23 protein-coding genes are annotated in these 22,922 nt (G+C 64.2%); 12 read left to right on the plus strand and 11 right to left on the minus strand.

The genetic code is table 11. The features are described 5' to 3' along the window. Window positions 1-162 precede the first annotated feature (162 nt). Both LU671_RS08845 and LU671_RS08850 read left to right on the plus strand, forming a co-directional pair. The gene (locus LU671_RS08845) at window positions 163-1,812 is read left to right on the plus strand and encodes a GMC family oxidoreductase (RefSeq protein WP_232855439.1); all 1,650 of its coding nucleotides are present in this window, start codon (window positions 163-165) and stop codon (window positions 1,810-1,812) included. A gap of 97 nt (window positions 1,813-1,909) precedes the next feature. After that, window positions 1,910-3,529, plus strand: a complete 1,620-nt coding sequence (locus tag LU671_RS08850) for an MFS transporter (RefSeq protein ID WP_232855440.1) — start codon at window positions 1,910-1,912, stop codon at window positions 3,527-3,529. A 278-nt stretch (window positions 3,530-3,807) separates the two neighbouring features. Here the strand turns inward: LU671_RS08850 and LU671_RS08855 are convergent, their stop codons facing one another. The 4 genes from LU671_RS08855 to glyQ form a co-directional block, all read right to left on the minus strand. After that, window positions 3,808-4,578 (minus strand): lysophospholipid acyltransferase family protein, encoded by a 771-nt coding sequence (locus LU671_RS08855; RefSeq protein ID WP_203649224.1) that lies wholly within the window; start codon window positions 4,576-4,578, stop codon window positions 3,808-3,810. Between the two features lie 65 nt (window positions 4,579-4,643). Beyond that, a complete protein-coding gene (gene gmhB / locus LU671_RS08860) occupies window positions 4,644-5,171 on the minus strand; it encodes a D-glycero-beta-D-manno-heptose 1,7-bisphosphate 7-phosphatase (RefSeq protein ID WP_062572332.1) in 528 nt (175 codons plus the stop codon). A gap of 4 nt (window positions 5,172-5,175) precedes the next feature. Next, window positions 5,176-7,230, minus strand: a complete 2,055-nt coding sequence (gene glyS, locus LU671_RS08865; protein WP_203649222.1) for a glycine--tRNA ligase subunit beta — start codon at window positions 7,228-7,230, stop codon at window positions 5,176-5,178. Further along, complete coding sequence (glyQ, locus tag LU671_RS08870) at window positions 7,227-8,174, minus strand: glycine--tRNA ligase subunit alpha (protein ID WP_011531473.1); 948 nt, start codon at window positions 8,172-8,174, stop codon at window positions 7,227-7,229. The genes glyS and glyQ overlap by 4 nt, the downstream gene beginning before the upstream one ends. 83 nt (window positions 8,175-8,257) lie before the next feature. Here glyQ and LU671_RS08875 point away from each other — a divergent pair, with 83 nt between their 5' ends. After that, on the plus strand, window positions 8,258-8,809 hold the full coding sequence (locus tag LU671_RS08875) for a DNA-3-methyladenine glycosylase I (protein ID WP_050707617.1): 552 nt from the start codon (window positions 8,258-8,260) through the stop codon (window positions 8,807-8,809). 41 nt (window positions 8,810-8,850) lie between these two features. After that, window positions 8,851-9,738 (plus strand): lysophospholipid acyltransferase, encoded by an 888-nt coding sequence (locus tag LU671_RS08880; RefSeq protein ID WP_232855441.1) that lies wholly within the window; start codon window positions 8,851-8,853, stop codon window positions 9,736-9,738. Between the two features lie 108 nt (window positions 9,739-9,846). On the opposite strand, the gene LU671_RS08885 is transcribed toward LU671_RS08880, so the two are convergent. The 5 genes from LU671_RS08885 to def all read right to left on the minus strand — a co-directional run bounded on the left by LU671_RS08885 (window position 9,847) and on the right by def (window position 14,489). Further along, on the minus strand, window positions 9,847-10,155 hold the full coding sequence (locus tag LU671_RS08885; RefSeq protein WP_186712233.1) for a tetratricopeptide repeat protein: 309 nt from the start codon (window positions 10,153-10,155) through the stop codon (window positions 9,847-9,849). A gap of 125 nt (window positions 10,156-10,280) precedes the next feature. Then, window positions 10,281-11,654 (minus strand): Trk system potassium transporter TrkA, encoded by a 1,374-nt coding sequence (gene trkA / locus LU671_RS08890; RefSeq protein ID WP_050707620.1) that lies wholly within the window; start codon window positions 11,652-11,654, stop codon window positions 10,281-10,283. A gap of 26 nt (window positions 11,655-11,680) precedes the next feature. Further along, window positions 11,681-12,991 (minus strand): 16S rRNA (cytosine(967)-C(5))-methyltransferase RsmB, encoded by a 1,311-nt coding sequence (gene rsmB / locus LU671_RS08895; RefSeq protein WP_232855442.1) that lies wholly within the window; start codon window positions 12,989-12,991, stop codon window positions 11,681-11,683. Next, window positions 12,988-13,920, minus strand: coding sequence for a methionyl-tRNA formyltransferase (gene fmt, locus LU671_RS08900; protein WP_232855443.1), 933 nt, complete (start codon window positions 13,918-13,920; stop codon window positions 12,988-12,990). The genes rsmB and fmt overlap by 4 nt, the downstream gene beginning before the upstream one ends. Before the next feature lie 62 nt (window positions 13,921-13,982). Next, window positions 13,983-14,489, minus strand: coding sequence for a peptide deformylase (def, locus tag LU671_RS08905; protein ID WP_028690050.1), 507 nt, complete (start codon window positions 14,487-14,489; stop codon window positions 13,983-13,985). Window positions 14,490-14,697: 208 nt separating this feature from the next. Here def and dprA point away from each other — a divergent pair, with 208 nt between their 5' ends. The 5 genes from dprA to LU671_RS08930 all read left to right on the plus strand — a co-directional run bounded on the left by dprA (window position 14,698) and on the right by LU671_RS08930 (window position 17,986). After that, window positions 14,698-15,795, plus strand: a complete 1,098-nt coding sequence (gene dprA / locus LU671_RS08910; protein ID WP_232855444.1) for a DNA-processing protein DprA — start codon at window positions 14,698-14,700, stop codon at window positions 15,793-15,795. A gap of 39 nt (window positions 15,796-15,834) precedes the next feature. Continuing rightward, window positions 15,835-16,392: an L-threonylcarbamoyladenylate synthase gene (locus LU671_RS08915; RefSeq protein WP_028690052.1), complete on the plus strand. Its 558-nt coding sequence runs from the start codon at window positions 15,835-15,837 to the stop codon at window positions 16,390-16,392. A gap of 436 nt (window positions 16,393-16,828) precedes the next feature. Then, window positions 16,829-17,140, plus strand: a complete 312-nt coding sequence (locus LU671_RS08920; protein WP_232855445.1) for a DUF3077 domain-containing protein — start codon at window positions 16,829-16,831, stop codon at window positions 17,138-17,140. Window positions 17,141-17,430: 290 nt separating this feature from the next. After that, window positions 17,431-17,715 carry a type II toxin-antitoxin system Phd/YefM family antitoxin gene (locus LU671_RS08925; RefSeq protein WP_046853585.1) on the plus strand — a complete coding sequence of 95 codons (285 nt, stop codon included), beginning with the start codon at window positions 17,431-17,433 and terminating at the stop codon, window positions 17,713-17,715. Next, window positions 17,681-17,986 carry a Txe/YoeB family addiction module toxin gene (locus tag LU671_RS08930; protein WP_203649203.1) on the plus strand — a complete coding sequence of 102 codons (306 nt, stop codon included), beginning with the start codon at window positions 17,681-17,683 and terminating at the stop codon, window positions 17,984-17,986. The genes LU671_RS08925 and LU671_RS08930 overlap by 35 nt, the downstream gene beginning before the upstream one ends. A 112-nt stretch (window positions 17,987-18,098) precedes the next feature. Here LU671_RS08930 and LU671_RS08935 read toward each other — a convergent pair whose 3' ends face one another. Further along, a complete protein-coding gene (locus LU671_RS08935) occupies window positions 18,099-19,076 on the minus strand; it encodes an NADPH:quinone reductase (RefSeq protein WP_232855446.1) in 978 nt (325 codons plus the stop codon). A 132-nt stretch (window positions 19,077-19,208) separates the two neighbouring features. Between LU671_RS08935 and hemF the strand changes: the two genes are divergently transcribed. From hemF to LU671_RS08950, 3 genes are read left to right on the plus strand one after another with little or no spacing between them, the layout of a single operon-like run. Beyond that, window positions 19,209-20,120: an oxygen-dependent coproporphyrinogen oxidase gene (gene hemF, locus LU671_RS08940; RefSeq protein WP_232855447.1), complete on the plus strand. Its 912-nt coding sequence runs from the start codon at window positions 19,209-19,211 to the stop codon at window positions 20,118-20,120. A 25-nt stretch (window positions 20,121-20,145) separates the two neighbouring features. Beyond that, entirely contained in the window at window positions 20,146-20,970 is an 825-nt protein-coding gene (gene aroE / locus LU671_RS08945) for a shikimate dehydrogenase (RefSeq protein ID WP_232855448.1), read from the plus strand. Further along, complete coding sequence (locus tag LU671_RS08950) at window positions 20,939-21,163, plus strand: hypothetical protein (RefSeq protein WP_232855449.1); 225 nt, start codon at window positions 20,939-20,941, stop codon at window positions 21,161-21,163. The genes aroE and LU671_RS08950 overlap by 32 nt, the downstream gene beginning before the upstream one ends. Window positions 21,164-21,288: 125 nt before the next feature. Here LU671_RS08950 and LU671_RS08955 read toward each other — a convergent pair whose 3' ends face one another. Beyond that, window positions 21,289-22,854 carry a SulP family inorganic anion transporter gene (locus LU671_RS08955; RefSeq protein ID WP_232855450.1) on the minus strand — a complete coding sequence of 522 codons (1,566 nt, stop codon included), beginning with the start codon at window positions 22,852-22,854 and terminating at the stop codon, window positions 21,289-21,291. Window positions 22,855-22,922: the final 68 nt, after the last annotated feature.

Below are 22,922 nucleotides of genomic sequence, written 5' to 3' on the forward strand. Positions count from 1 at the left end.
CAGCGATAACCCTGTGGGAGCGGGTTTACCCGCGAAGGGGCCGGCTCAGGTATGGCGCTGTGCTAAAACGCACAACGGCTGCGCGAAATCTCGTGTTTCCTCGGCGAAATTAATCAATAAGATGGATCGGGACAAGAATAATAATCAGGCGCGAGGTTGCACATGCCATCAGCCGATCCTGTCTACGACTATGTGGTCGTGGGTGCCGGTCCCGCCGGTTGCCTGCTGGCCAACCGCTTGTCCGCCGACCCTTCGTGCCGCGTATTGCTGCTCGAGGCGGGTGGCCGCGACAACTATCCCTGGATTCACATCCCCGTCGGTTACCTCTACTGCATCGGCAACCCACGCACCGACTGGTGCCTGAAGACCGAGGCCCAGCCCGGCCTGAACGGTCGCAGCCTGGGTTATCCACGGGGCAAGGTGCTGGGCGGCTGCTCGTCGATCAACGGCATGATCTACATGCGTGGCCAGGCCGCCGACTACGACCGCTGGGCCGAGCAAGGCAATGACGGGTGGGCGTGGAAGGATGTGTTGCCCTTGTTCAAGGCCAGCGAGAACCACTTCGCCGGCTCCAGCGACAGCCACGGCGTCGAGGGGGAATGGCGGGTCGAGCAGCAGCGCTACAGCTGGCCGATCCTCGATGCCTTCCGCGATGCCGCCGAGCAGAGTGGCATTGCCAAGGTCGGCGACTTCAATACGGGTGACAACGCCGGCTGTGGATACTTTCAGGTCAATCAGCGCAGCGGTGTGCGCTGGAACTCGGCCAAGGCGTTTCTCAGGCCCATCCTCAAGCGCCCCAACCTGACAGTGTTGACGGACGTACAGGTCGACCAGGTGCTGCTCGACAACACCCGCGCCCGGGCGGTGAAGGCCTTGTGGCAAGGCGCTTGGCATGAGTTCGCCGCTCGCCGCGAGATCGTCCTGTGCGCGGGCTCCGTGGGCTCGCCCGGCATTCTGCAACGCTCCGGCATCGGCCCGCGCAAGCTGCTCGAAGGCTTGGGTATCGGAGTTCGCCATGAGATGCCCGGGGTTGGCGGCAACCTGCAGGATCACCTGCAATTGCGCCTGATTTACCAAGTTCGCAACACCCGCACCCTCAACCAGATGGCCAACAGCCTGTGGGGCAAGCTGGGCATGGGCCTGCGCTACGCCTACGACCGTAGCGGCCCGTTGGCCATGGCGCCGAGCCAGCTGGGCGCCTTCGCCCGTTCAGGCCCCGAGCAGGCAACCGCCAACCTGCAATACCACGTGCAGCCGTTGTCGCTGGACCGTTTCGGCGAACCGCTGCACCGCTTCCCGGCCTTCACTGCCTCGGTGTGCAACCTGCGCCCGGCGAGCCGTGGGCGCATCGACATCCGCTCGGCGGACATGAATGCCGCGCCGGTGATCGACCCCAACTACCTCAGTGACCCCGAGGACCTGCGCGTGGCCGCCGAGGCCATCCGCCTCACCCGGCGCATCGTCCAGGCCCCTGCCCTGGCGGCGTTCGATCCTCGCGAGTACTTGCCAGGCCCTGCCCTGCAGAGCGACGAAGATCTGCACCAGGCCGCCGCTCAGATCGGCACCACCATCTTCCACCCGGTGGGCACCTGCCGCATGGGCAGCGGCACGCTCGACGTTGTGGATAACCAGCTGCGCGTGCATGGCATCCCAGGCTTGCGCGTGGCCGACGCCTCGATCATGCCGCAGATCGTCTCCGGCAATACCTGTTCACCCACGTTGATGATTGCCGAAAAGGCGGCACAACTGATCCTCAAGGGGGCCAATACCCAGACCGACCTCAGCGACGCCAGCGCGATACCGACGCCCTGACCCGGGTGTTTGCAACAGCGGCGGCTTGTGGTCGCAAGTCGCCGGCAGTGGAACAACAAGAATAATCACTGTGGCCTGCGGGCCGAGGACAGCAACGATGTCGGATTACATCCAGGAACAGGGGGCGGCGGCGAGCAGCCCAAGCCGTCGTGAAGAGCGCAAGATCATTTTCGCGTCATCCCTCGGGACGGTGTTCGAGTGGTATGACTTTTTTCTCTATGGCGCGCTGGCTGCGGTCATCAGCAAGCAGTTCTTCGCGGGGGTCAACGACACCACCGCCTTCATCTTCGCCCTGATGGCCTTCGCCGCCGGCTTTCTGGTGCGCCCGTTCGGCGCGCTGGTGTTCGGCCGGCTGGGCGACATGATCGGGCGCAAGTACACCTTCCTGGTGACCATCGTGCTGATGGGCCTGTCCACTTTCGCGGTCGGCCTGCTACCGACCTATGCCAGCATCGGCATCGCTGCACCGATCATCCTGGTGGTGCTGCGCATGCTTCAGGGGCTGGCGCTGGGCGGTGAGTACGGTGGTGCGGCCACCTATGTCGCCGAGCACGCGCCTCATGGCAAACGTGGCTTCCATACCGGCTTCATCCAATCCACTGCCACACTGGGCCTGCTGTTGTCGCTGACCGTCGTCCTGGCCAGCCGCTACATCAGTGGCGACCAGTTCGAAACCTGGGGCTGGCGCCTGCCGTTCCTGCTGTCGATCGTGCTGCTGGCGATTTCCACCTGGATCCGCATGAGCATGCACGAGTCGCCGGCCTTCGTGAAAATGAAGGCCCAGGGCAAGGTGAGCAAGTCGCCGATCCGTGAGTCGTTCACTTCGTGGCCGAACCTGAAGGTGGTGCTCACGGCGCTGTTCAGTATCAATGCCGGGCAGGCGGTGACCTTCTACACCGCGCAGTTCTACGTACTGTTCTTCATGACCCAGATGCTCAAGGTGGACCCGGCCCAGGCCAACACCCTGCTGATCATCAGCGTGGTGATCGGTGCGCCGTTCTTCGTGTTCTTCGGCTGGCTGTCGGACCGGGTCGGGCGCAAGCCGATCCTGATGCTTGGCCTTTTGCTGGCGACGGTGTTGTACTTCCCGCTGTTCAAGGCCCTGAGCCATTACGCCAATCCGCAGATCGACGCCGCAAGCCGCCAGGCGCCGATCGTCGTCACCGCCGATCCCAAGGGCTGCACCTTCCAGTTCGACCCGGTGGGCAAGGCACGCTTCGACAGCCCGTGCGACAAGGTCAAGACGTTCCTGGTCAAGCAGGGCCTGCCCTACAGCTCGGTGAGTGTCACGGGCAGCGAGGTGATCGTCAGCGTCGGCGACAAGACCATCAATGGTTTCGACGAGACGGCCATGCGTAGCGCCATCGATAGCGCTGGCTACCCGGCCAAGGCTGATCCCGCGCACGTGAACCAGGTGATGGTGGTCGTGCTGATCGTCGCCATGATCCTGATCGCCACCATGACCTACGGGCCGTTGGCGGCGGTGATGGTCGAACTGTTCCCGACGCGTATCCGCTACACCTCGATGTCCCTGCCCTACCACATCGGCAACGGCTGGTTCGGTGGTTTCCTGCCGACGGTGTCGTTCGCGTTGGTGGTGTACACCGGGGATATCTTCTATGGGCTGTGGTACCCGGTGCTGATCACCGGGGTGAGCCTGGTGGTGGGGATCTTCTGCCTGAAAGAGACTCGGGATGTGGATATCGACAAGGTTTAGGCAGTACAGATGACACGACGTGGGAGCGGGCTTGCCCCGCGATACCGGCGCAGCCGGTGCCATCCATCGCGGGGCAAGCCCGCTCCCACGTACTCGCTATGCCACCATCAAACGAGCACAAAAAAACCGGCGTAAAAGCCGGTTTTTTTATCGCGGGAAAAAACTTATGCACGATTTTCGAAAAAACGTCATACATGGAAATAAATATCTAATTCAATAACTTAGCTATGTTTGGAGACGCTTAATCCAAAAATTGCTAACACGTTATCCACAGATCGTCAGGCAGGCTGCTGCTCGGGTTTTTCCGCCGCGGGCGGCAGCGAACCCATGGCGCGTTGGGCCGCCTCGTTCCATGCCTGGGCACGGTCGTTGAGCTCGGCGATGGCACGTGGGCCAGTGCCCTCCGGGTACATCGGCTCGCCAATCACCACCTCGATGGTGCCCGGGCGCTTGCCCCAGCCTTCACGCGGCCAGAACTTGCCGGCGTTGTGGGCAATCGGCAGTACCGGCAGGCCGGCGTTCACCGCCAATGCGGTACCACCACGGGAGAACTTGCCGATCTGCCCATGCGGCACGCGGGTGCCTTCGGGGAAGATCAGCACCCAGGTGCCCTGCTTGAGCAGCTCGTCGCCCTGGCTGGCAACCTGGCGCAGGGCCTCCTTCGGGTTCTTCCGGTCGATGGCGATCGGTCGCAGCATGGCCATGGCCCAGCCGAAGAACGGCACATACAGCAGCTCGCGCTTGAGCACCTGGCTCAGCGGCGAGAAATACGCCGACAGGAAGAACGTCTCCCAGGTGCTCTGGTGGTTGGACAGGATCACGCAAGGTACCTCAGGCACGTTCTCGGCGCCGGTGATCTTGTAGTCGATCCGCAGGATCGTCCGTACCAGGAACAGCGCGCAGCGGCACCAGTAGACGTTGATGAACCGGTAGCGCTTGGGGAACGGCAGGAAAGGCGCGACAAAGAAGCTCAGCGAGCACCACAGCAGCGAACTGGTGCCCAACAGCAGGTAAAAAAGAAAGATTCTGATCGCCTGCAGGATCGACATAGTGGCATGTACCGTTGCGGGGCGTGCCCGCCTAATGAAAAGTGCGCCGTTCCTGGCGCACTCATTTAAATAAGTTCTCTGGCGATGGCTGCCAGATCGTCGAAAATCAGTGTAGTTTGCGGGACACCTTTTTCCAGGGTCCTTTCACCCTTGCCGGTTTTCACCAACACGGGTTGTGCATCGACGGCCAGGGCCGCCTCCAGGTCACCTTTGCTGTCACCGACGAACCATACGCCGGCCAGCGGTACCTGGTAGTGCTCGGCAATGGTCCGCAGCATGCCAGGCTTGGGCTTGCGGCAGTCGCAGCCCTCGTCCGGGCCGTGCGGACAATGCACGATCAGGCCAACTTCGCCGCCCTGCTCGGCCACCAGCGCGCGCAGGCGTGCATGCATGGCCTCGAGGGTTTCCAGCGGGTAGTAGCCGCGGGCAATGCCGGACTGGTTGGTGGCAACCGCCACCGTCCAGCCCGCCTTGCTCAACTGCGCGATAGCCTCGATCGAGCCGGGAATGGGGATCCACTCCTCCAGCGACTTGATGTAGGCGTCGGAGTCGTGGTTGATCACTCCGTCTCGATCAAGAATCAGCAGTTTCAACGACTCACCCCAGCAGCGAGATATCGGCCACGCCCAGGAACAGACCGCGCAGGCGGCTGAGCAGGGCATAACGGTTGGCGCGTACCTTGGCGTCCTCGGCGTTGACCATCACCGCCTCGAAGAAGGCATCGACCGGGTCACGCAGGGCCGCCAGGCGGGCCAGGGCCTCGCTGTACTGACGCGCGGCCGCCATCGGTTGCACGGCCTGGTCGGCCTGCTGGATGGCCGAGTACAGGGAGAACTCGTTGGCGTTGTCGAAGTACTTCGGCTCGACCTGGTCGGCGATGGCGCCTTCGGCCTTGCCCAGCAGGTTGGATACGCGCTTGTTCGCCGCGGCCAGGGCTTCGGCTTCCGGCAGCTTGCGGAAGGCCTGCACGGCCTGTACGCGCTGGTCGAAGTCCAGCGCCGAGCCCGGCTTCAGGGCACGCACCGACAGGTAGGTGGAGACGTCGATGCCTTCGTCCTCGTAGCGCGCGCGCAGGCGGTCGAAGACGAACTCCAGCACCTGCTCGGACAGGCCGGCGGCCTTGACCTTGGCACCGAACTGCTTGACCGCGAACTCGACCGCGACGGCCAGGTCCAGGTCCAGCTGCTTCTCGATCAGGATGCGCAGCACGCCCAGGGCGGCACGACGCAGGGCGTACGGGTCCTTGCTGCCGGTGGGCAGCATGCCGATGCCGAAGATGCCGACCAGGGTGTCGAGCTTATCGGCGATGGCCACGGCGGCACCGGTGAGGGTCTGCGGCAGCTCGGCGCCGGCGCCGCGCGGCATGTACTGCTCGTTCAGTGCCAGGGCGACGTCTTGCGGCTCGCCATCGTTGAGGGCGTAGTAGTAGCCGGCGATGCCCTGCATTTCAGGGAATTCACCGACCATTTCCGAGGCCAGGTCACATTTGGACAGCAGGCCGGCACGGCCGGCATTGGCGGCGCTGCCGCCGATGTACGGGGCAATGAAGGCGGCCAGCTTGGAAACGCGCTCGGCCTTGTCGAACACGGTACCCAGCTGAGCCTGGAACACCACGTTCTTCAGGCGCTCGTTGAAGCTTTCCAGCGGCTGCTTCTTGTCCTGCTTGAAGAAGAACTCGGCGTCGGTCAGGCGTGGGCGCACGACTTTCTCGTTACCTTCGACGATCTGCTTCGGATCGCGGCTCTCGACGTTGGCCACGGTGATGAAGCGCGGCAGCAGCTTGCCTTCGCTGTCCAGCAGGCAGAAGTACTTCTGGTTGTCCTGCATGGTGGTGATCAGGGCTTCCTGCGGCACCTCGAGGAAACGCTCCTCGAACGAGCACACCAGCGGCACTGGCCACTCGACCAGGGCGGTCACTTCGTCCAGCAGCGCCGGCGGCACGATGGCCGTGCCTTCCTGCTGCATGGCAAGCTCGGCGGTGCGCTTGCTGATCAGCTCGCGACGCTCGGCGAAGTCGGCCAGCACGTGGGCCTTGCGCAGGTCCTCGACGTAGTTGGCCGGGGTGGTAATGAGCACGTTTTCCGGGTGGTGGAAGCGGTGGCCACGGGATTCACGGCCGGCCTTCTGGGCCAGGATGGTGCAGTCGACCACCTGGTCGCCGAGCAGCATCACCAGCCACTGGGTCGGGCGCACGAACTCTTCACGGCTGGCGCCCCAGTGCATGCGCTTGGGGATCGGCAGGTCGTTGAGCGAATCTTCGACGATGGTCGGCAGCAGGCTGGCGGTGGCCTTGCCCGGAATGTGCTGGGAGAAGCGCAGCTTGGGGCCGCTCTGGTCGATGTCCGACAGCTCCACGCCGCATTTCTTGGCGAAGCCCAGGGCGGCCTGGGTCGGCTGGCCTTCGGCATTGAACGCGGCCTGCACGGGCGGGCCGTCGATGTTGATGCTGCGGTCCGGCTGCTGCACGTCCAGCTGGCGGATCAGCACGGCCAGGCGGCGCGGCGCGGCGTAGACCTGCTTGCCGGTGTAGTTCAGGCCGGCGGCCTGCAGGCCTTTCTCGATGCCGGCGAGGAACGCGTCGCCCAGGGTGGCGAGGGCCTTCGGTGGCAGCTCTTCGGTGCCCAGTTCAACCAGGAAATCTTGAGCACTCATTGTGCAGCCTCCAGCTTAGCCAACACTTCGTCACGCAGTTCGGGAGAGGCCATCGGGAAGCCCAGGCGTGCGCGGGCTTGCAGATAGCTTTGCGCCACGTCCCGGGCCAGGGTACGCACGCGCAGGATGTAGCGCTGGCGCTCGGTCACCGAGATGGCGCGACGGGCGTCCAGCAGGTTGAAGGTGTGCGAGGCCTTCAGGACCATTTCGTAGGTCGGCAGTGGCAGGTCCAGCTTGATCAGACGGTTCGCTTCGCTTTCGTAGAAGTCGAACAGTTCGAACAGCTTCTCGACGTTGGCGTGCTCGAAGTTGTAGGTCGACTGTTCCACTTCGTTCTGGTGGAACACGTCGCCGTAGGTGACCTTGCCGAACGGACCGTCGGCCCATACCAGGTCGTAGACCGAGTCCACACCCTGCAGGTACATGGCCAGGCGCTCCAGGCCGTAGGTGATCTCACCGGTGACCGGGTAGCACTCGATGCCACCGACCTGCTGGAAGTAGGTGAACTGGGTCACTTCCATGCCGTTCAGCCAGATTTCCCAACCCAGGCCCCAGGCGCCGAGGGTCGGCGATTCCCAGTTGTCTTCGACGAAGCGGATGTCGTGAACCAGTGGATCCAGGCCGATGGCTTTCAGCGAGCCGAGGTACAGCTCCTGGAAGTTGGCCGGGTTCGGCTTGAGTACCACCTGGAACTGGTAGTAGTGCTGCAGGCGGTTGGGGTTTTCGCCATACCGCCCGTCGGCGGGGCGACGGCTGGGCTGCACGTAGGCGGCGTTCCAGGTCTCCGGGCCTACGGCGCGCAGGAAGGTAGCGGTGTGGAAAGTGCCGGCGCCTACTTCCATATCGTAGGGCTGAAGCACCACACAACCTTGCTCGGCCCAGTAGTTCTGCAGGGCGAGGATCAGGTCTTGGAAGGTACGCACGGCTGGCGTAGGCTGGCTCACGAAATTCACCTGTATCTGGGGATGCGGATGTAAAGAGCGGGAGTATACCCGATTCGCCTCGCCCTCTACGTTATTGGAGCCTTATGCCACGCTGCTTTTGGTGTTCCGACGATCCGTTGTACCAGGCCTATCACGACCATGAGTGGGGAACGCCGCAGCGCGATCCGGCGTTGCTCTTCGAGATGCTTTTGCTCGAAGGGTTCCAGGCGGGGTTGTCGTGGATCACGGTACTGAAGAAACGCGAGCGCTATCGCCAGGTGCTGGATGGCTTCGATCCGGTGAAACTGGCGCGCCTGAGCGACGAGCGCATCGAGGAGCTGATGCTTGATCCCGGCATCATTCGCAACCGCCTCAAGCTCAAGGCCGTGCGCCGCAATGCCCAGGCCTGGCTGGCTGTGGATAACCCCGCCGAATGGCTGTGGTCGTTCGTCGGCGGTGCGCCGAAGATCAACCAGTTCCAGGGGCGCGGCGACGTGCCGGCGGTCACCGATGAGGCCAAGGCCATGAGCAAGGCCCTGCAGAAGGCCGGCTTCACCTTTGTCGGGCCGACCATCTGCTACGCCTTCATGCAGGCCACCGGCATGGTCATGGACCACACCACCGACTGCGATCGCTACGCCGCGCTGGTGCGCTGACGGGGTACAATGCGCGCCTTGCTGAAATAAGGAATTCGCCTGTGGAAAAGTTCAAGGGCGCCCTGATGGTCGGGGTGCTGCGCCTGTTTGCCAAGCTGCCCTGGGGCGCTGTGCAGCGCGTCGGCGCCGGTATCGGCTGGCTGATGTGGAAAGTCCCCAATGGCTCGCGCAATGTCGTGCGGATCAACCTGGCCAAGTGTTTCCCGGAGATGGACCCGGTCGAGCGCGAGCAGCTGGTTGGCCGCGCGTTGAAGGATATCGGCAAGTCGTTCGTCGAGAGCGCCTGCGCCTGGATCTGGCCGCCGCAGCGCTCGCTGGAGCTGGTCAAGGAGGTGCACGGCCTGGAAGTGCTGGAGCAGGCCCTGGCCTCGGGTAAGGGCGTGGTCGGCATCACCAGCCACCTGGGCAACTGGGAGGTGCTCAACCACTTCTACTGCAACCAGTGCAAACCGATCATCTTCTACCGCCCGCCCAAATTGAAGGCTGTGGATGACTTGCTGCGTGAACAGCGCGTACAGATGGGCAACCGCGTGGCGCCTTCGACCAAGGAAGGCATCCTCAGCGTGATCAAGGAAGTGCGTCGGGGTGGCCAGGTGGGGATTCCGGCCGACCCGGAGCCGGCGGAGTCGGCGGGCGTGTTCGTGCCGTTCCTCGGCACCCAGGCGCTGACCAGCAAGTTCGTGCCGAACATGCTGGCTGGCGGCAAGGCGGTGGGTGTTTTCCTGCATGCCCTGCGGTTGCCGGATGGCTCGGGCTTCAAGGTGTTCCTGGAAGCGGCGCCGGAAGCGATGTACAGCACCGATGTGACTGAATCGGCGGCGGCCATGAGCAAGGTGGTCGAGCGTTATGTGCGCGAGTACCCGAGCCAGTACATGTGGAGCATGAAGCGCTTCAAGAAGCGTCCGGCGGGCGAGCCGCGCTGGTATTGAGATTGCTGGGGGCGCTTCGCGGCACAAGGCCGCTCCTACAAGGTGACCGCGATCCCCTGTAGGAGCGGCCTTGTGCCGCGAAAGGGCTGCAAAGCAGCCCCGGCGATCTCAGATCTTGTTCAATTTCTTCAGGAACACGGTCATCTCTTTCTCAGCCTGCTTGTCGCCATGGGCCTGCGCCGCGACGATCCCCTCTTCCCAGGCCTTGCGCGCGCCGTCCAGATCCCCGCTCAACTGATACGCCTTCCCCAGCAGTTTCCACGCCGCCGAGTACTTTGGATCCTGCTTCACACAAGCCGCCAGGTGCACCGCTGCTTCAGCCCCATTGCCCTCGTCCAGCCAGGCCTTGCCCAGCCCGAACCTCAGCAGCGGGTTATCCACACCCTTGGCCAGCATCTTCTCCAGCGATTCGCGCATAGGTTTCTCTCCCGAATCCATGATGTTGCGGGCGCCTGTGGGAGCGGGTTCACCCGCGAATGCGTCGCTGAATCGGCAATCGTATTCGCGGGTAAACCCGCTCCCACAGGGGTTGGCTTTCTCTTCTAGAAGAAACTCAGGCCCACGTGGAACAGCTTCTCCACGTCCCGAATATGCTTTTTATCCACAACGAACAGGATCACATGGTCGCCCGACTCGATCACCGTGTCGTCGTGGGCGATCAGCACTTCCTCGTCGCGGATGATCGCGCCGATGGTGGTGCCCGGCGGCAGCGAGATGTCCTCGATGGCCTTGCCCACTACCTTGCTCGACTTCGAATCGCCATGGGCCACCGCCTCGATGGCCTCGGCCGCGCCGCGGCGCAGCGAGTGCACGCTGACGATATCGCCGCGGCGCACGTGGGCCAGCAAGGTGCCGATGGTGGCCAGCTGCGGGCTGATGGCGATGTCGATCTCGCCGCCCTGCACCAGGTCGACGTAGGCCGGGTTGTTGATGATGGTCATCACCTTGCGCGAACCCAGGCGCTTGGCCAGCAGCGACGACATGATGTTGGCCTCGTCGTCATTGGTCAGGGCCAGGAAGATGTCGGCGTCGGCGATGTTCTCTTCGAGCATCAGGTCGCGGTCGGAGGCGCTGCCCTGCAGCACCACGGTGCTTTCGAGGGTGTCGGAGAGGTAGCGGCAGCGCGCCGGGTTCATCTCGATGATCTTCACCTGGTAGCGGCTCTCGATGGCCTCGGCCAGGCGTTCGCCGATCTGCCCGCCGCCGGCGATGACCACGCGCTTGTTGGTCTCGTCGATACGCCGCAGCTCGCCCATCACCGCGCGGATGTCCTTCTTCGCGGCGATGAAGAACACCTCGTCGTCGGCCTCGATCACCGTGTCGCCCTGGGGCGTGATCGGCCGGTCGCGGCGGAAGATCGCCGCCACGCGGGTGTCGACGTTGGGCATGTGGGCGCGGATCTGGCGCAGTTGCTGGCCCACCAGCGGGCCGCCGTAGTAGGCCCTGACCGCCACCAGTTGGGCCTTGCCTTCGGCGAAGTCGATCACCTGCAGCGAGCCCGGGTGTTCGATCAGTCGCTTGATGTAGTTGGTCACCACCTGTTCGGGGCTGATCAGCACGTCCACCGGGATGTGGTCGTTGTCGAACAGCTCTTCGCGGGTCAGGTAGGCTGACTCGCGCACCCGGGCGATCTTGGTCGGGGTGTGGAACAACGAATAGGCGACCTGGCAGGCGACCATGTTGGTCTCGTCGCTGTTGGTCACCGCCACCAGCATGTCGGCGTCGTCGGCGCCGGCCTGGCGCAGCACCGTCGGCAGCGAGGCGCGGCCCTGCACGGTGCGGATGTCCAGGCGATCGCCCAGGTCGCGCAGGCGCTCGCTGTCGGTGTCGACCACGGTGATGTCGTTGGCTTCGCTGGCCAGGTGCTCTGCCAGCGTACCGCCTACCTGGCCTGCGCCGAGGATGATGATCTTCATCCGCTACTCCCTACCCTTTTTGTTCTTTACCCGCGCGAGGCGGCAATCTTGATCAGCTTGGCATAGTAGAACCCGTCGTGGCCGCCTTCCTGGGCCAGCAGCTGGCGGCCGTGGGGCTGGCGCAGGCCGGCCTCAAGGGCCAGGTCCAGCTCGCGGGCGCCGGGGGTGCGGGCGAGGAAGGCGTCGATCACTTCGGTGTTCTCGGTTGGCAGGCTCGAGCAGGTCGCGTAAAGCAGCATGCCGCCCACTTCCAGGGTCGGCCACAAGGCATCGAGCAGCTCGCCTTGCAGCGTTGCCAGGGCCGGGATGTCCTCGGCCTGGCGGGTCAGCTTGATGTCCGGGTGGCGGCGGATCACGCCGGTGGCCGAGCAGGGCGCATCGAGCAGGATGCGCTGGAATGGCTTGCCGTCCCACCAACTGGTGGTGTCGCGGGCGTCGCAGGCGATCAGCTCGGCGTCGAGCTTGAGGCGGTCGAGGTTCTCGCGCACGCGGGCCAGGCGTTTGGCTTCCAGGTCGATGGCGACCATGTGGGCCAGGCCAGGTTCGGCTTCCAGCAGGTGGCAGGTCTTGCCGCCCGGGGCGCAGCAGGCGTCGAGCACGCGCTGGCCGGGGGCCAGTTCGAGCAGGTCGGCGGACAGTTGCGCGGCTTCGTCCTGCACGCTCACCCAGCCGTCGGCGAAGCCCGGCAAACCACGTACGTCGCAGGCTTCGGCCAGGACGATACCGTCGCGGCTGAACTGGCAGGCGCTGGCCTGGATGCCAGCCTCGGCCAGCAGCACCAGGTAGGCGTCGCGGCTGTGGTGGCGGCGGTTGATCCGCAGGATCATCGGCGGGTGGGCGTTGTTGGCGGCGCAGATGGCTTCCCATTGCTCCGGCCAGAACGTTTTCAGCGCCTTCTGCAGCCAGCGCGGGTGTGCGGTGCGTACCACGGGGTCGCGTTCCATGCCGGCGAGCAGCTCCTCGCCTTCACGCTGGGCGCGGCGCAGCACGGCATTGAGCAGGCCCTTGGCCCACGGCTTCTTGAGCTTGTCGGCGCAACCCACGGTCTCGCCGATGGCGGCGTGGGCCGGGATGCGCGTGTAGAACAGCTGGTACAGGCCGACCAGCAGCAGCGCCTGTACATCGGCGTCGGCGGCCTTGAACGGCTTCTGCAGCAGTTGCGCGGCCAGCAGGTCCAGGCGCGGCTGCCAGCGGGCGGTACCGAAGGCCAGGTCCTGGGTCAGGCCACGGTCGCGCTCTTCGACCTTGTCCAGTTGCGCCGGCAACGAGCTGTTCAGCGAGGCCTTGCCGCTGAGCACGGCGGCAAGGGCGCGGGCGGCGGCCAGGCGTGGGTTCATTGGCCAAGCACCTTGCCGCTGGCGAACTTCTCGCGGCGGCTGTTGAACAGGTCGCTGAAGGCCAGGGCCTTGCCGCCGGGCAGTTGCAGGCGGGTCAGGCTCAGGGCGCCGTCACCGCAGGCGACGACCAGGCCGTCCTTGCTGGCGGAGAGGATTTCACCGGGGGCGCCCTGGCCTGTGGACAAGTTGGCGGCCAGCACCTTCACGCTTTCGCCGTCGAGGGTGCTGTGGCACACCGGCCAGGGGTTGAAGGCACGGATCAGGCGCTCCAGCTCCACGGCCGGGCGGCTCCAGTCGATGCGTGCTTCGTCCTTGTTCAGCTTGTGGGCGTAGGTGGCCAGGGCATCGTCCTGGACTTCACCTTGCAGCGAACCGTCGGCCAAGCCGGCAATTGCCTGGACTACAGCAGGTGGGCCCATTTCGGCGAGGCGGTCGTGCAGGGTGCCGCCGGTGTCGTCGGCGCCGATAGGGGTAACCACTTTGAGCAGCATCGGGCCGGTGTCCAGGCCGGCTTCCATGCGCATCACGGTCACGCCGCTCTCGGCGTCGCCGGCTTCCACGGCGCGCTGGATCGGCGCCGCGCCGCGCCAGCGTGGCAGCAGGGAGGCGTGGCTGTTGATGCAACCCAGGCGCGGGATATCCAGCACCACTTGCGGCAGGATCAGGCCGTAGGCGACCACCACCATCAGGTCTGGCTTCAGTGCGGCGAGTTCGGCTTGTGCATCGGCATTGCGCAGGGTCTGCGGCTGGTACACCGGGATATCATGGGCCACGGCCAGCGCCTTGACCGCGCTCGGCATGAGCTTCTGGCCACGGCCGGCCGGGCGGTCGGGCTGGGTGTAGACGGCCACGATCTCGTACGGGCTGTCGAGCAGGGCCTTGAGGTGTTCGGCGGCAAACTCTGGAGTGCCTGCGAAGACGATGCGCATGGAGTTCTCGCTTCTTCAAAAAGAAAAAGGCTTGCCGGAGCAAGCCTTCTGGAAGGTGGGGATCAGGCTTGCTGGCGGTGCTGCTTTTCCAGCTTCTTCTTGATCCGGTCGCGTTTGAGCTGGGACAGGTAGTCGACGAACAACTTGCCGTTGAGGTGATCGAACTCGTGCTGCACACACACCGCCAGCAGGCCTTCGCATTCCAGTTCGTAGGGCTTGCCGTCGCGGTCCTGGGCCTTGACCCGCACGCGCAGCGGGCGGTCGACGTTCTCGTAGAAGCCGGGCACCGACAGGCAGCCTTCCTGGTACTGGCCCATGTCGTGGGTCAGTTCCTCGACCGTGGGGTTGATGAAGACGCGCGGCTCGCTACGGTCTTCGCTCAGGTCCATCACCACGACCTGCTTGTGCACGTTGACCTGGGTGGCGGCCAGGCCGATGCCAGGCGCCTCGTACATGGTCTCGAACATGTCGTCGATCAGCTGGCTCAAGGCGTCGTCAAACTCCGTCACCGGTTTGGCGATGGTGCGCAGGCGCGGATCGGGGAATTCGAGAATGTTCAAAATGGCCATGGTGGTCAGGCAGTCACTGTGCGGTCGGTTGAAAACTGAGCACACATAATAAAGGGAAATGGGGCGTTCGGCACCTGTGAAGCTTGGCTAGGGTCTCTATGGGCTTGATAGCTGCCATTTCATGGACAGCTTTTCAAAGTGTTATTCACAAAGATATCCACAGGTTGTGCCACGTATCTGGCCCCCTGTCGATCAAGGACGATCCACCATGAACCCATCCCGTTCGTCGCCTTGTCCGCCTGCGGAACTGGAGGCGCGACTGCGTCTTCATAGCCTTCCGGATATTGGCTTGCGTCGTTTCCATACCCTCATCGACGCGTTCGGCAGTGCCTCGTCGGCACTCAGCGCGCCGGCCAGCGCCTGGCAGGCGTTGGGGCTGAAGGATGCCAGTATAGACGCCCGCCGCAGCCCGCAAGTGCGCGACGGCGCATTGGCTGCAATGCGCTGGATAGAGCGTCCGGGCCAGCATTTACTGATGTGGGACAGGCCTGGCTACCCGGCGTTGCTGGCCGAGATAGACGATCCGCCGCCGCTGTTGTTCGTCGCGGGCGAGCCCGCTTTGCTCGAGCAACCGCAACTGGCGATCGTGGGCAGCAGGCGTGCTTCACCCCCGGCGCTGGATACCGCGGGCGCGTTTTCCCGATGCCTTTCCCAGGCGGGTTTCACCATCACCAGCGGGCTGGCACTGGGCGTCGACGGTGCCGCTCATCGGGCCGCGTTGAAGGCTGGCGGGTACACCATCGGGGTGCTCGGCACGGGGTTGCAAAAACTTTATCCACAGCGCCACCGTGACCTGGCCAGGGCGATGATCGACAGCGGTAGCGCGCTGGTTTCCGAGTATCCGCTGGACGCTGGGCCACTGGCCGGCAACTTTCCGCGCCGTAACCGGATCATCAGCGGCTTGTCGCTGGGTGTGCTGGTGGTCGAGGCCAGCCTCGCCAGTGGCTCGTTGATCACCGCACGGCTCGCCGCCGAACAGGGGCGGGAGGTGTACGCGATTCCTGGGTCCATTCATCACCCTGGCGCCAAGGGCTGCCACCAGCTGATCCGCGATGGCGCCCTGCTGGTGGAAAGCGTGGAGCAGATCCTCGACAGCCTGCGCGGTTGGCAGAACCTGCCGCCCGCAGTTGTGGATAAACCCGCCCATCCCCTGCTCGCCCTGCTCCACGCTGCCCCCCACACCAGCGAGGGCCTGGCCCACAGCAGCGGCCTGCCGTTGGCCCAGGTGCTTGCCAGTCTCACCGAGCTGGAGCTCGAAGGCCGGGTGAGCAACGAAGCCGGGCGTTGGTTTGCCCGTGCCGGCTAAGTACACTGCGCGCACGGCGTTTATGCGGAGAGACGGAAAATGGTGAGCAGTTGGCGTGTGCAACAAGCCGCGCGCGAGGTGAAGGCGGGTGCGGTGATTGCCTATCCGACGGAAGCGGTCTGGGGCCTGGGCTGCGACCCATGGAACGAGGACGCGGTGTATCGCCTGCTGGCGCTCAAGTCGCGCCCTGTGGATAAAGGGCTGATCCTGGTCGCCGACAACATCCGCCAGTTCGACTTTCTGTTCGAGGATTTCCCCCAGGACTGGATCGACCGCATGAGCGCCACTTGGCCTGGGCCTAACACCTGGCTGGTGCCGCACCAGGGCCTGCTGCCCGAGTGGGTGACCGGGCAGCACGACACCGTGGCGCTGCGGGTCAGCGATCATCCACAGGTGCGGGAGTTGTGCGCGCTGGTCGGGCCGCTGATCTCCACCTCCTGCAACCCGGCCGGGCGGCCGGCGGCCAAGAGTCGGTTGCGGGTGGAGCAGTATTTCCACAACGAGCTGGATATGGTGCTGGGTGGGGCGTTGGGTGGGCGGAAGAACCCGAGCCTGATTCGCGACCTGGCGACCGGCGAGGTTGTGCGCCCGGGTTGATACCGCTGGCGAGGGCTTCGCCCTCGTTTCGCGGCACAAGGCCGCTCCTACAGGCAATCGCGATCCCCTGTAGGAGCGGCCTTGTGCCGCGAAAGGGCCGCAAAGCGGCCCCAGAATCCCCGCCGATTTTTCTGATTTGCACCCAGATGGCTGCCCATTCTGAATTCAGAGAAATATCCTACGCAGTCTGTCGACTGCCATTACCTTCTCAGTGGGAACGCCTGCCTTTAGGCTCCAAACCGTCGCCGAATAACTTGGCGATCGGGTGTGGTAACCCGGTAACAGGAAGGTATCAGAGTCGTCTATGGCGGCTGTGCGCGGGAGGCTTTCGAGCCTGCCGGGTCTGGTACCTCCCCGGTTTACCACCCCGTGTACAGCTGCCACCCATTCGTGTGGTAACGGACGAGGTGTCAGCCCTACTCTGGTAGAGGTTGCCATGAACAAGAAGATTGTTCCCGATCCACCACTCCCAAACACCACAACCCACCCTTTCGGCCGCTGCGACGCCGGCCACCCTCCACTCTTCACCGTAAACCCCAACATCGAAGCCCACAACGCCCTGGTACACGTCGCGCTCTACCTGCGCTGTGCCTACGACACCGGCATCAAGGCCCTCGATCACCTGCGCGATGAGGGGCGAGGCATGTACTGGTCCAGCCTGCATTCGCTGGAAATGGCGGAGGGGTTGGTGGAGGCGATGCTCGATGGCCTCGAGTCGGCTCCAGCGTTGAAGAAACCCGCCGGCTGAACTGACGCAATCGCGGGGCCCGCTCCCACGCCGATCTCTGGTCATGACGTGGGAGCGGCGGTTCGCCGCTGCGACTTGCCCCGCGATGAAATAGAAACTGGGAAATACCCTACGTGTCACACCGATCCAATCACGTTCTCGCTGAAGGTTTGGGCCGGTAATCTCCCTTTGCTTTGCGCAGCACTCCATCCCGAGTGATGAAGACGCCGACGGCGGGTCGTTGAGATTTGTACACAGCTTTGTACAATGTTCGCTCAGCTCTCCTTTGTAATCCGGGAAGGATTGGACAAATGCATGTACTGACTTTTAGCCAAGCTCGCGCCGACCTGAAGCAAACGATGGATGACGTATGCCGTGACCATGAGCCGGCCATCATCACGCGCCAACGTGGTGAGCCGGTGGTCATGCTGTCCCTGGAGGATTACAACGGCATGCAGGAGACCCTTTACTTGCTAGGGTCATCTGCCAACGCAAGGCGCTTGCGTTCATCAGTCGAGCAGCTGCGGTCGGGTCAGCCAGTTACCCAAGAGCTGATCATCGATGAACATGAAGTCAAAGCAACGCAACAAGACTGAGGCTCGGAATTCCGTGAGTGTTGCGTTCACTGTCGAGGGGTGGGAGGACTATCACCACTGGCGCGAAGCTGATTCGGTGATCTTCGAGGCAGTCAATGTGCTTATTCGCGAGTGCTGCCGCACACCCTTCAAAGGGACGGGCAAACCTGAGCCGCTCAAGGGCGATCTTTCCGGGTTCTGGTCTCGTCGCATCACCCGAGAGCACCGTCTGGTCTACTTCTATGAAGGTGGCCGGTTGACGGTACTGCAATGCCGGTTCCACTACGACTGAGCAATAGCATCGCGGGACAAGTCGCAGCGGCGAACCGCCGCTCCCACACCGGTCTCTGATTATGGCGTGGGAGCGGCGGTGCGCCGCTGCGACTTGCCCCGCGATAGGGCCCTCAAGGTAGAAGCACAGTCGAGCCAACAGTCCGCCGCGCCGACAACTCCGTCTGCGCCTTGGCCGCCTCGCTCAATGGATACCGCTGCTGGATATCCACAGCGAGCTTGCCACTGGCGATCATCGCGAACAGGTCGTCAGCCATTGCCTGGGTGTTCTCGGCATTGTTGGCGTAGCTCCCCAGCGTCGGCCGGGTGACATACAACGACCCCTTCTGCGACAGGATCCCCAAGTTGACCCCGGTTACCGCCCCGGACGCATTGCCGAAACTCACCATCAACCCCCGTGGCCTCAGGCAATCCAGCGAGGTCAGCCAGGTATCGGCGCCCACGCCGTCATACACCACCGCGCACTTTTGACCGTCGGTCAGCTCCAGCACGCGCTTGGCCACGTCTTCATGGCTGTAGTCGATGGTCGCCCAGGCGCCGAGGGCCTTGGCCCGTTCGGCTTTCTCAGCAGAGCTGACGGTACCGATCAGCTTCGCCCCCAGTGCCTTGGCCCACTGGCATGCCAGCGACCCCACACCGCCGGCGGCGGCGTGGAACAGCACGAAGTCCCCCGGCTGCACGGCATGGGTCTGCTTGAGCAAATACTGCGTGGTCAGCCCCTTGAGCATCACCGCTGCCGCCTGTTCGAAGCTGATCGCCTCCGGCAGCTTCACCAGGTTGGCCTCCGGCAGCGTATGCACCTCGCTGTAGGCCCCCAGCGGCCCACCGGCATAGGCCACGCGGTCGCCGACCTTGATCCGGCTGACGCCCTCGCCCACCGCCTCGACCACGCCGGCCGCTTCGGTGCCCAGGCCAGACGGCAGCGCAGGCGGCGCATACAGCCCGCTGCGGAAATAGGTGTCGATGAAATTCAAGCCGATCGCATGGTTACGCACCCGCACTTGCTGCGGGCCGGGCGGTGCCGGGTCGAACTCCACCAGTTGCAGGACTTCCGGGCCGCCATGCTGGCTGAACTGGATACGCTTGGCCATCACACACTCCTGTTGTCGAGGGTCGCAAAGGCCTTCTATCGGACGCCTTTGCTTGACCGCCGTCAACTGCGACGCGGCGTCGGCCGGTGGTATGCTACGCGGCGAATTTTCCCGCTCCTTCCAGGTGACCCGATGACCAGCCGCACCGAGGCCGTAAAAGCCTACCTGCTCGACCTGCAAGACCGCATCTGCTCTGCCCTCGAAACCGAAGACGGCGGCGCCCGCTTCGTCGAGGATGCCTGGGTGCGCGATGCCGGCGGCGGCGGTCGCACACGGGTGATCGGCGAGGGCAAGGTGATCGAGAAAGGTGGGGTGAATTTTTCCCACGTGTTCGGCGCCGGCCTGCCGCCGTCGGCCAGTGCCCACCGGCCGGAGCTGGCGGGCCGTGGTTTCGAGGCCCTGGGCGTGTCGCTGGTGATCCACCCGCACAACCCGCATGTGCCGACTTCCCACGCCAACGTGCGCTTCTTCATCGCCGAAAAAGAAGGCGAAGAGGCGGTATGGTGGTTCGGCGGTGGCTTCGACCTGACCCCGTACTACGGCAATGAAGAAGACTGCGTGCACTGGCACCGCGTCGCCGAGCAGGCCTGCGCGCCGTTCGGCGCCGATGTCTACCCACACTACAAGGCCTGGTGCGACCGCTATTTCCACCTCAAGCACCGTGGCGAGCCGCGTGGCATTGGCGGCCTGTTCTTCGACGACCTGAACGAGTGGGACTTCGACACCTGCTTCGCCTTCATGCGCGCCATCGGCGACGCCTACGTCGATGCCTATCTGCCGATCATCCAGCGCCGCAAAGACACGCCGTACACTGCCAAGCAGCGTGAATTCCAGGAATACCGCCGTGGCCGCTACGTCGAGTTCAACCTGGTCTACGACCGCGGCACCCTGTTCGGTTTGCAGTCAGGCGGTCGCACCGAGTCGATCCTGATGTCGCTGCCGCCGCAGGTACGCTGGGGTTACGATTGGAAAGCGGAGCCTGGCAGCGAGGAAGCGCTCCTGACCGACTACTTCCTGCAGGACCGCGACTGGCTCGCCCAGTAAGCCAGTGGATAACCGAGGAGCCCTCATGGACCAATACGTCGTATTCGGCAACCCCATCGGCCACAGCAAGTCGCCGCTGATCCACCGCCTGTTCGCCGACCAGACCGGCCAGGACCTGGAGTACGGCACCCTGCTGGCGCCGCTGGATGAGTTCAGCGACTGCGCCACAGGCTTCTTCAAGCAAGGCAGCGGCGCCAACGTCACCGTGCCGTTCAAGGAAGAGGCCTATCGCCTGTGCGACAGCCTCACCCCGCGTGCACAGCGTGCCGGTGCGGTGAACACCCTGACCAAGCTGGCTGACGGCACCTTGCAGGGTGACAACACCGACGGTGCGGGGCTGGTGCGTGACCTGACGGTGAACGCCGGGGTGGTCTTGACTGGCAAGCGCATCCTTATCCTTGGCGCCGGCGGTGCTGTTCGAGGTGTGCTGGAGCCTATCCTGGCGCACAACCCGCAATCGCTGGTTATCGCCAACCGCACCGTGGAAAAGGCCGAGCAACTGGCGCGCGAATTCGATGAGCTTGGGCCGGTGGTGGCCAGTGGTTTCGGCTGGTTGCAGGAGCCGGTGGACGTGATCATCAACGCCACTTCGGCGAGCCTGTCCGGCGAGCTGCCGCCGATTGCCGACAGCCTGGTCGAGGCGGGGCGCACGGTCTGCTATGACATGATGTATGGCAAGGAGCCGACGCCGTTCTGCCAGTGGGCCACCAAGCTTGGCGCGGCCAAGGTGCTGGATGGGCTGGGGATGCTGGCCGAGCAGGCGGCTGAGGCGTTCTTTATCTGGCGGGGGGTGCGTCCGGACACGGCGCCTGTGCTGGATGAGCTGCGTCGTCAACTGGCGCGCAGTTGACTTCGGGGCGCTGCTGGATGAATTGGCGTTCCAGGTAGATCTGCTGCTGGTAGTGAGCGAGTTTTGCTGTGGATTGCGTTTCGCCAGTGTAGGGATCGCGAGCGGTCATGTCGCTTTCCAGTCGGGCAATCCGTACCTGAGCATCGGCAACGCTCCAGCAGTTATCCACAGCGCCGCTGCCTGGAGCGGCTAGTAATGGCACGAGTGCCAGTGCGAGATGAACGCAACTACTCATGGCGTGCTCCGCAGTGAATGGGCGTTATTCACTCTTTCATCGCCTGCACGCTGTTGGCAACTGACAGAAATGCCAGTTGACCATCAGTCCTCGAAGCGAATCGGGCAACTCGCCATCCCTTCCAGCTTTTGCAGTTCCTCTATCACCTGCGGCCGTGCCCGCTGCAACGTCAGGCTACCGCCATTGCGCATCAACCGCCGCGCCTCGCGGTGCAACATATCCACACCCGAATAGTCGATGAAGTTCACCTGTCGCGCATCGATCACCACATGCGGCCCCTGGCAGCGCTGCAAGCGCACCTGCAGGTAATGCGCCGCGCCGAAGAAGATCGACCCGCCCACCCGCAACACGTCCGCCTCCCCTTCCCGGCTCTGCTGCACTCGCGGCCTCGAGGTGCGCTTGAGGTAGAAGAACAGCGATGCCAGCACCCCGGCGTAGATCGCCGTTTGCAGCTCCAGCAGCAGGGTCGCGGCGGCGGTCAGCGCCATCACCAGGAACTCCGAGCGGCTGACCCGGAACAGCGCGCGGATGCCGCGATGGTCCACCAGCCCCCAGCAGATCAGCAGGATGCTGCCTGCCATTGCCGGGATCGGCAGATGGGCGATCAGCCCGGCACCAGCGACCGCGAACAGCGCCACCCACAGCGCCGAGAACACCCCGGCCAACGGTGAGCGGGCGCCTGCGTCGTAGCTGAGCCCGGAGCGGGTAAAGGAGCCGGAGGACAGGTAGCCGGAGAACAATGCCCCCATGATGTTCGACAGGCCCTGGGCGCGGATCTCCTGGTTGGCGTCGATCAGTTGCTCGGAGCGCGCGGACAGGGAGCGGGCGATGGACAGGCTGGTGACCAGCCCAAGCATGCCGATGGCCACGGCGCTGGGCAGCAGGCGCAGCATCAGTTCCACATCGAGTAGCGGCAGTGGGCTGAGCGGTGGCAACTGGCCGATGAAAGCAGGCACGCGTGGCACATGGCCGAACACGCCGGGCAACAGCCAAGCCGCCAGGCTGACCAGCAGCAGACTTATCAACAGGCTAGGCCAGCGTGGACGCCACAGCTTCAATACAACACCAATCGCCAGGGTGCTCAGTCCGAGTACCAGCGATGGCATGTCCACCTCGCCAATATGACCGGCCAATTCCTGCACGGTCTTCAGAGCCGTGGCCTGGCTAGATAGGTCCAGGCCCAGCAGGTTGGGCAATTGGCCCAGGGCGATGACAACGGCGGCACCGAGGGTGAAGCCCAGCACCACCGAATGGGAGACGAAGTTGACCAGCGCGCCGAAGCGCAGCAGCCCCAGCAAGAGTTGGAAGATGCCGCCGAGAAAGGTCAGCAGCAGCACCAGGGTCACGTAGTCGGCGCTGCCGACCACGGCCAGTGGGCTGATGCTGGCGTACAGGACGATGGAGATAGCGGCGGTGGGGCCGCAGATCAGGTGCCAGGAAGAGCCCCATAGGCAGGCGACCAGCACCGGCACGATGGCGGCGTACAGGCCGTACTCGGCGGGCAGGCCGGCGATCAGGGCGTAGGCGATAGATTGCGGCAGGGCGAGGATGGCGCCGCTCAGGCCCACCAGCATGTCCTGGCGCAGGCTGCGGCCCGATTGGCGGGGGAGCCAGGTGAGGAAGGGCAGCAGGTGGGTAAGACGAGACATGCGTCATTCCTGTTCAGTATCGCTGGCGAGGGCTTTGCCCTCGTTTCGCGGCACAAGGCCGCTCCTAC

Source organism: Pseudomonas sp. NMI760_13 (genome assembly GCF_021283245.1).
GTDB classification, from domain to species: domain Bacteria; phylum Pseudomonadota; class Gammaproteobacteria; order Pseudomonadales; family Pseudomonadaceae; genus Aquipseudomonas; species Aquipseudomonas peradeniyensis.

Excerpts from the sequence above, each read along its gene's own strand:
- LU671_RS08845 (WP_232855439.1), top strand. The coding sequence starts at position 163 with ATGCCATCAGCCGATCCTGTCTACGACTATGTGGTCGTGGGTGCCGGT.
- LU671_RS08850 (WP_232855440.1), top strand. The coding sequence starts at position 1,910 with ATGTCGGATTACATCCAGGAACAGGGGGCGGCGGCGAGCAGCCCAAGC.
- LU671_RS08855 (WP_203649224.1), bottom strand. The coding sequence starts at position 4,578 with ATGTCGATCCTGCAGGCGATCAGAATCTTTCTTTTTTACCTGCTGTTG.
- glyS (WP_203649222.1), bottom strand. The coding sequence starts at position 7,230 with ATGAGTGCTCAAGATTTCCTGGTTGAACTGGGCACCGAAGAGCTGCCA.
- LU671_RS08875 (WP_050707617.1), top strand. The coding sequence starts at position 8,258 with ATGCCACGCTGCTTTTGGTGTTCCGACGATCCGTTGTACCAGGCCTAT.
- LU671_RS08885 (WP_186712233.1), bottom strand. The coding sequence starts at position 10,155 with ATGCGCGAATCGCTGGAGAAGATGCTGGCCAAGGGTGTGGATAACCCG.
- trkA (WP_050707620.1), bottom strand. The coding sequence starts at position 11,654 with ATGAAGATCATCATCCTCGGCGCAGGCCAGGTAGGCGGTACGCTGGCA.
- rsmB (WP_232855442.1), bottom strand. The coding sequence starts at position 12,991 with ATGAACCCACGCCTGGCCGCCGCCCGCGCCCTTGCCGCCGTGCTCAGC.
- fmt (WP_232855443.1), bottom strand. The coding sequence starts at position 13,920 with ATGCGCATCGTCTTCGCAGGCACTCCAGAGTTTGCCGCCGAACACCTC.
- def (WP_028690050.1), bottom strand. The coding sequence starts at position 14,489 with ATGGCCATTTTGAACATTCTCGAATTCCCCGATCCGCGCCTGCGCACC.
- dprA (WP_232855444.1), top strand. The coding sequence starts at position 14,698 with ATGAACCCATCCCGTTCGTCGCCTTGTCCGCCTGCGGAACTGGAGGCG.
- LU671_RS08915 (WP_028690052.1), top strand. The coding sequence starts at position 15,835 with ATGGTGAGCAGTTGGCGTGTGCAACAAGCCGCGCGCGAGGTGAAGGCG.
- LU671_RS08920 (WP_232855445.1), top strand. The coding sequence starts at position 16,829 with ATGAACAAGAAGATTGTTCCCGATCCACCACTCCCAAACACCACAACC.
- LU671_RS08925 (WP_046853585.1), top strand. The coding sequence starts at position 17,431 with ATGCATGTACTGACTTTTAGCCAAGCTCGCGCCGACCTGAAGCAAACG.
- LU671_RS08930 (WP_203649203.1), top strand. The coding sequence starts at position 17,681 with ATGAACATGAAGTCAAAGCAACGCAACAAGACTGAGGCTCGGAATTCC.
- LU671_RS08935 (WP_232855446.1), bottom strand. The coding sequence starts at position 19,076 with ATGGCCAAGCGTATCCAGTTCAGCCAGCATGGCGGCCCGGAAGTCCTG.
- hemF (WP_232855447.1), top strand. The coding sequence starts at position 19,209 with ATGACCAGCCGCACCGAGGCCGTAAAAGCCTACCTGCTCGACCTGCAA.
- aroE (WP_232855448.1), top strand. The coding sequence starts at position 20,146 with ATGGACCAATACGTCGTATTCGGCAACCCCATCGGCCACAGCAAGTCG.
- LU671_RS08950 (WP_232855449.1), top strand. The coding sequence starts at position 20,939 with ATGAGCTGCGTCGTCAACTGGCGCGCAGTTGACTTCGGGGCGCTGCTG.
- LU671_RS08955 (WP_232855450.1), bottom strand. The coding sequence starts at position 22,854 with ATGTCTCGTCTTACCCACCTGCTGCCCTTCCTCACCTGGCTCCCCCGC.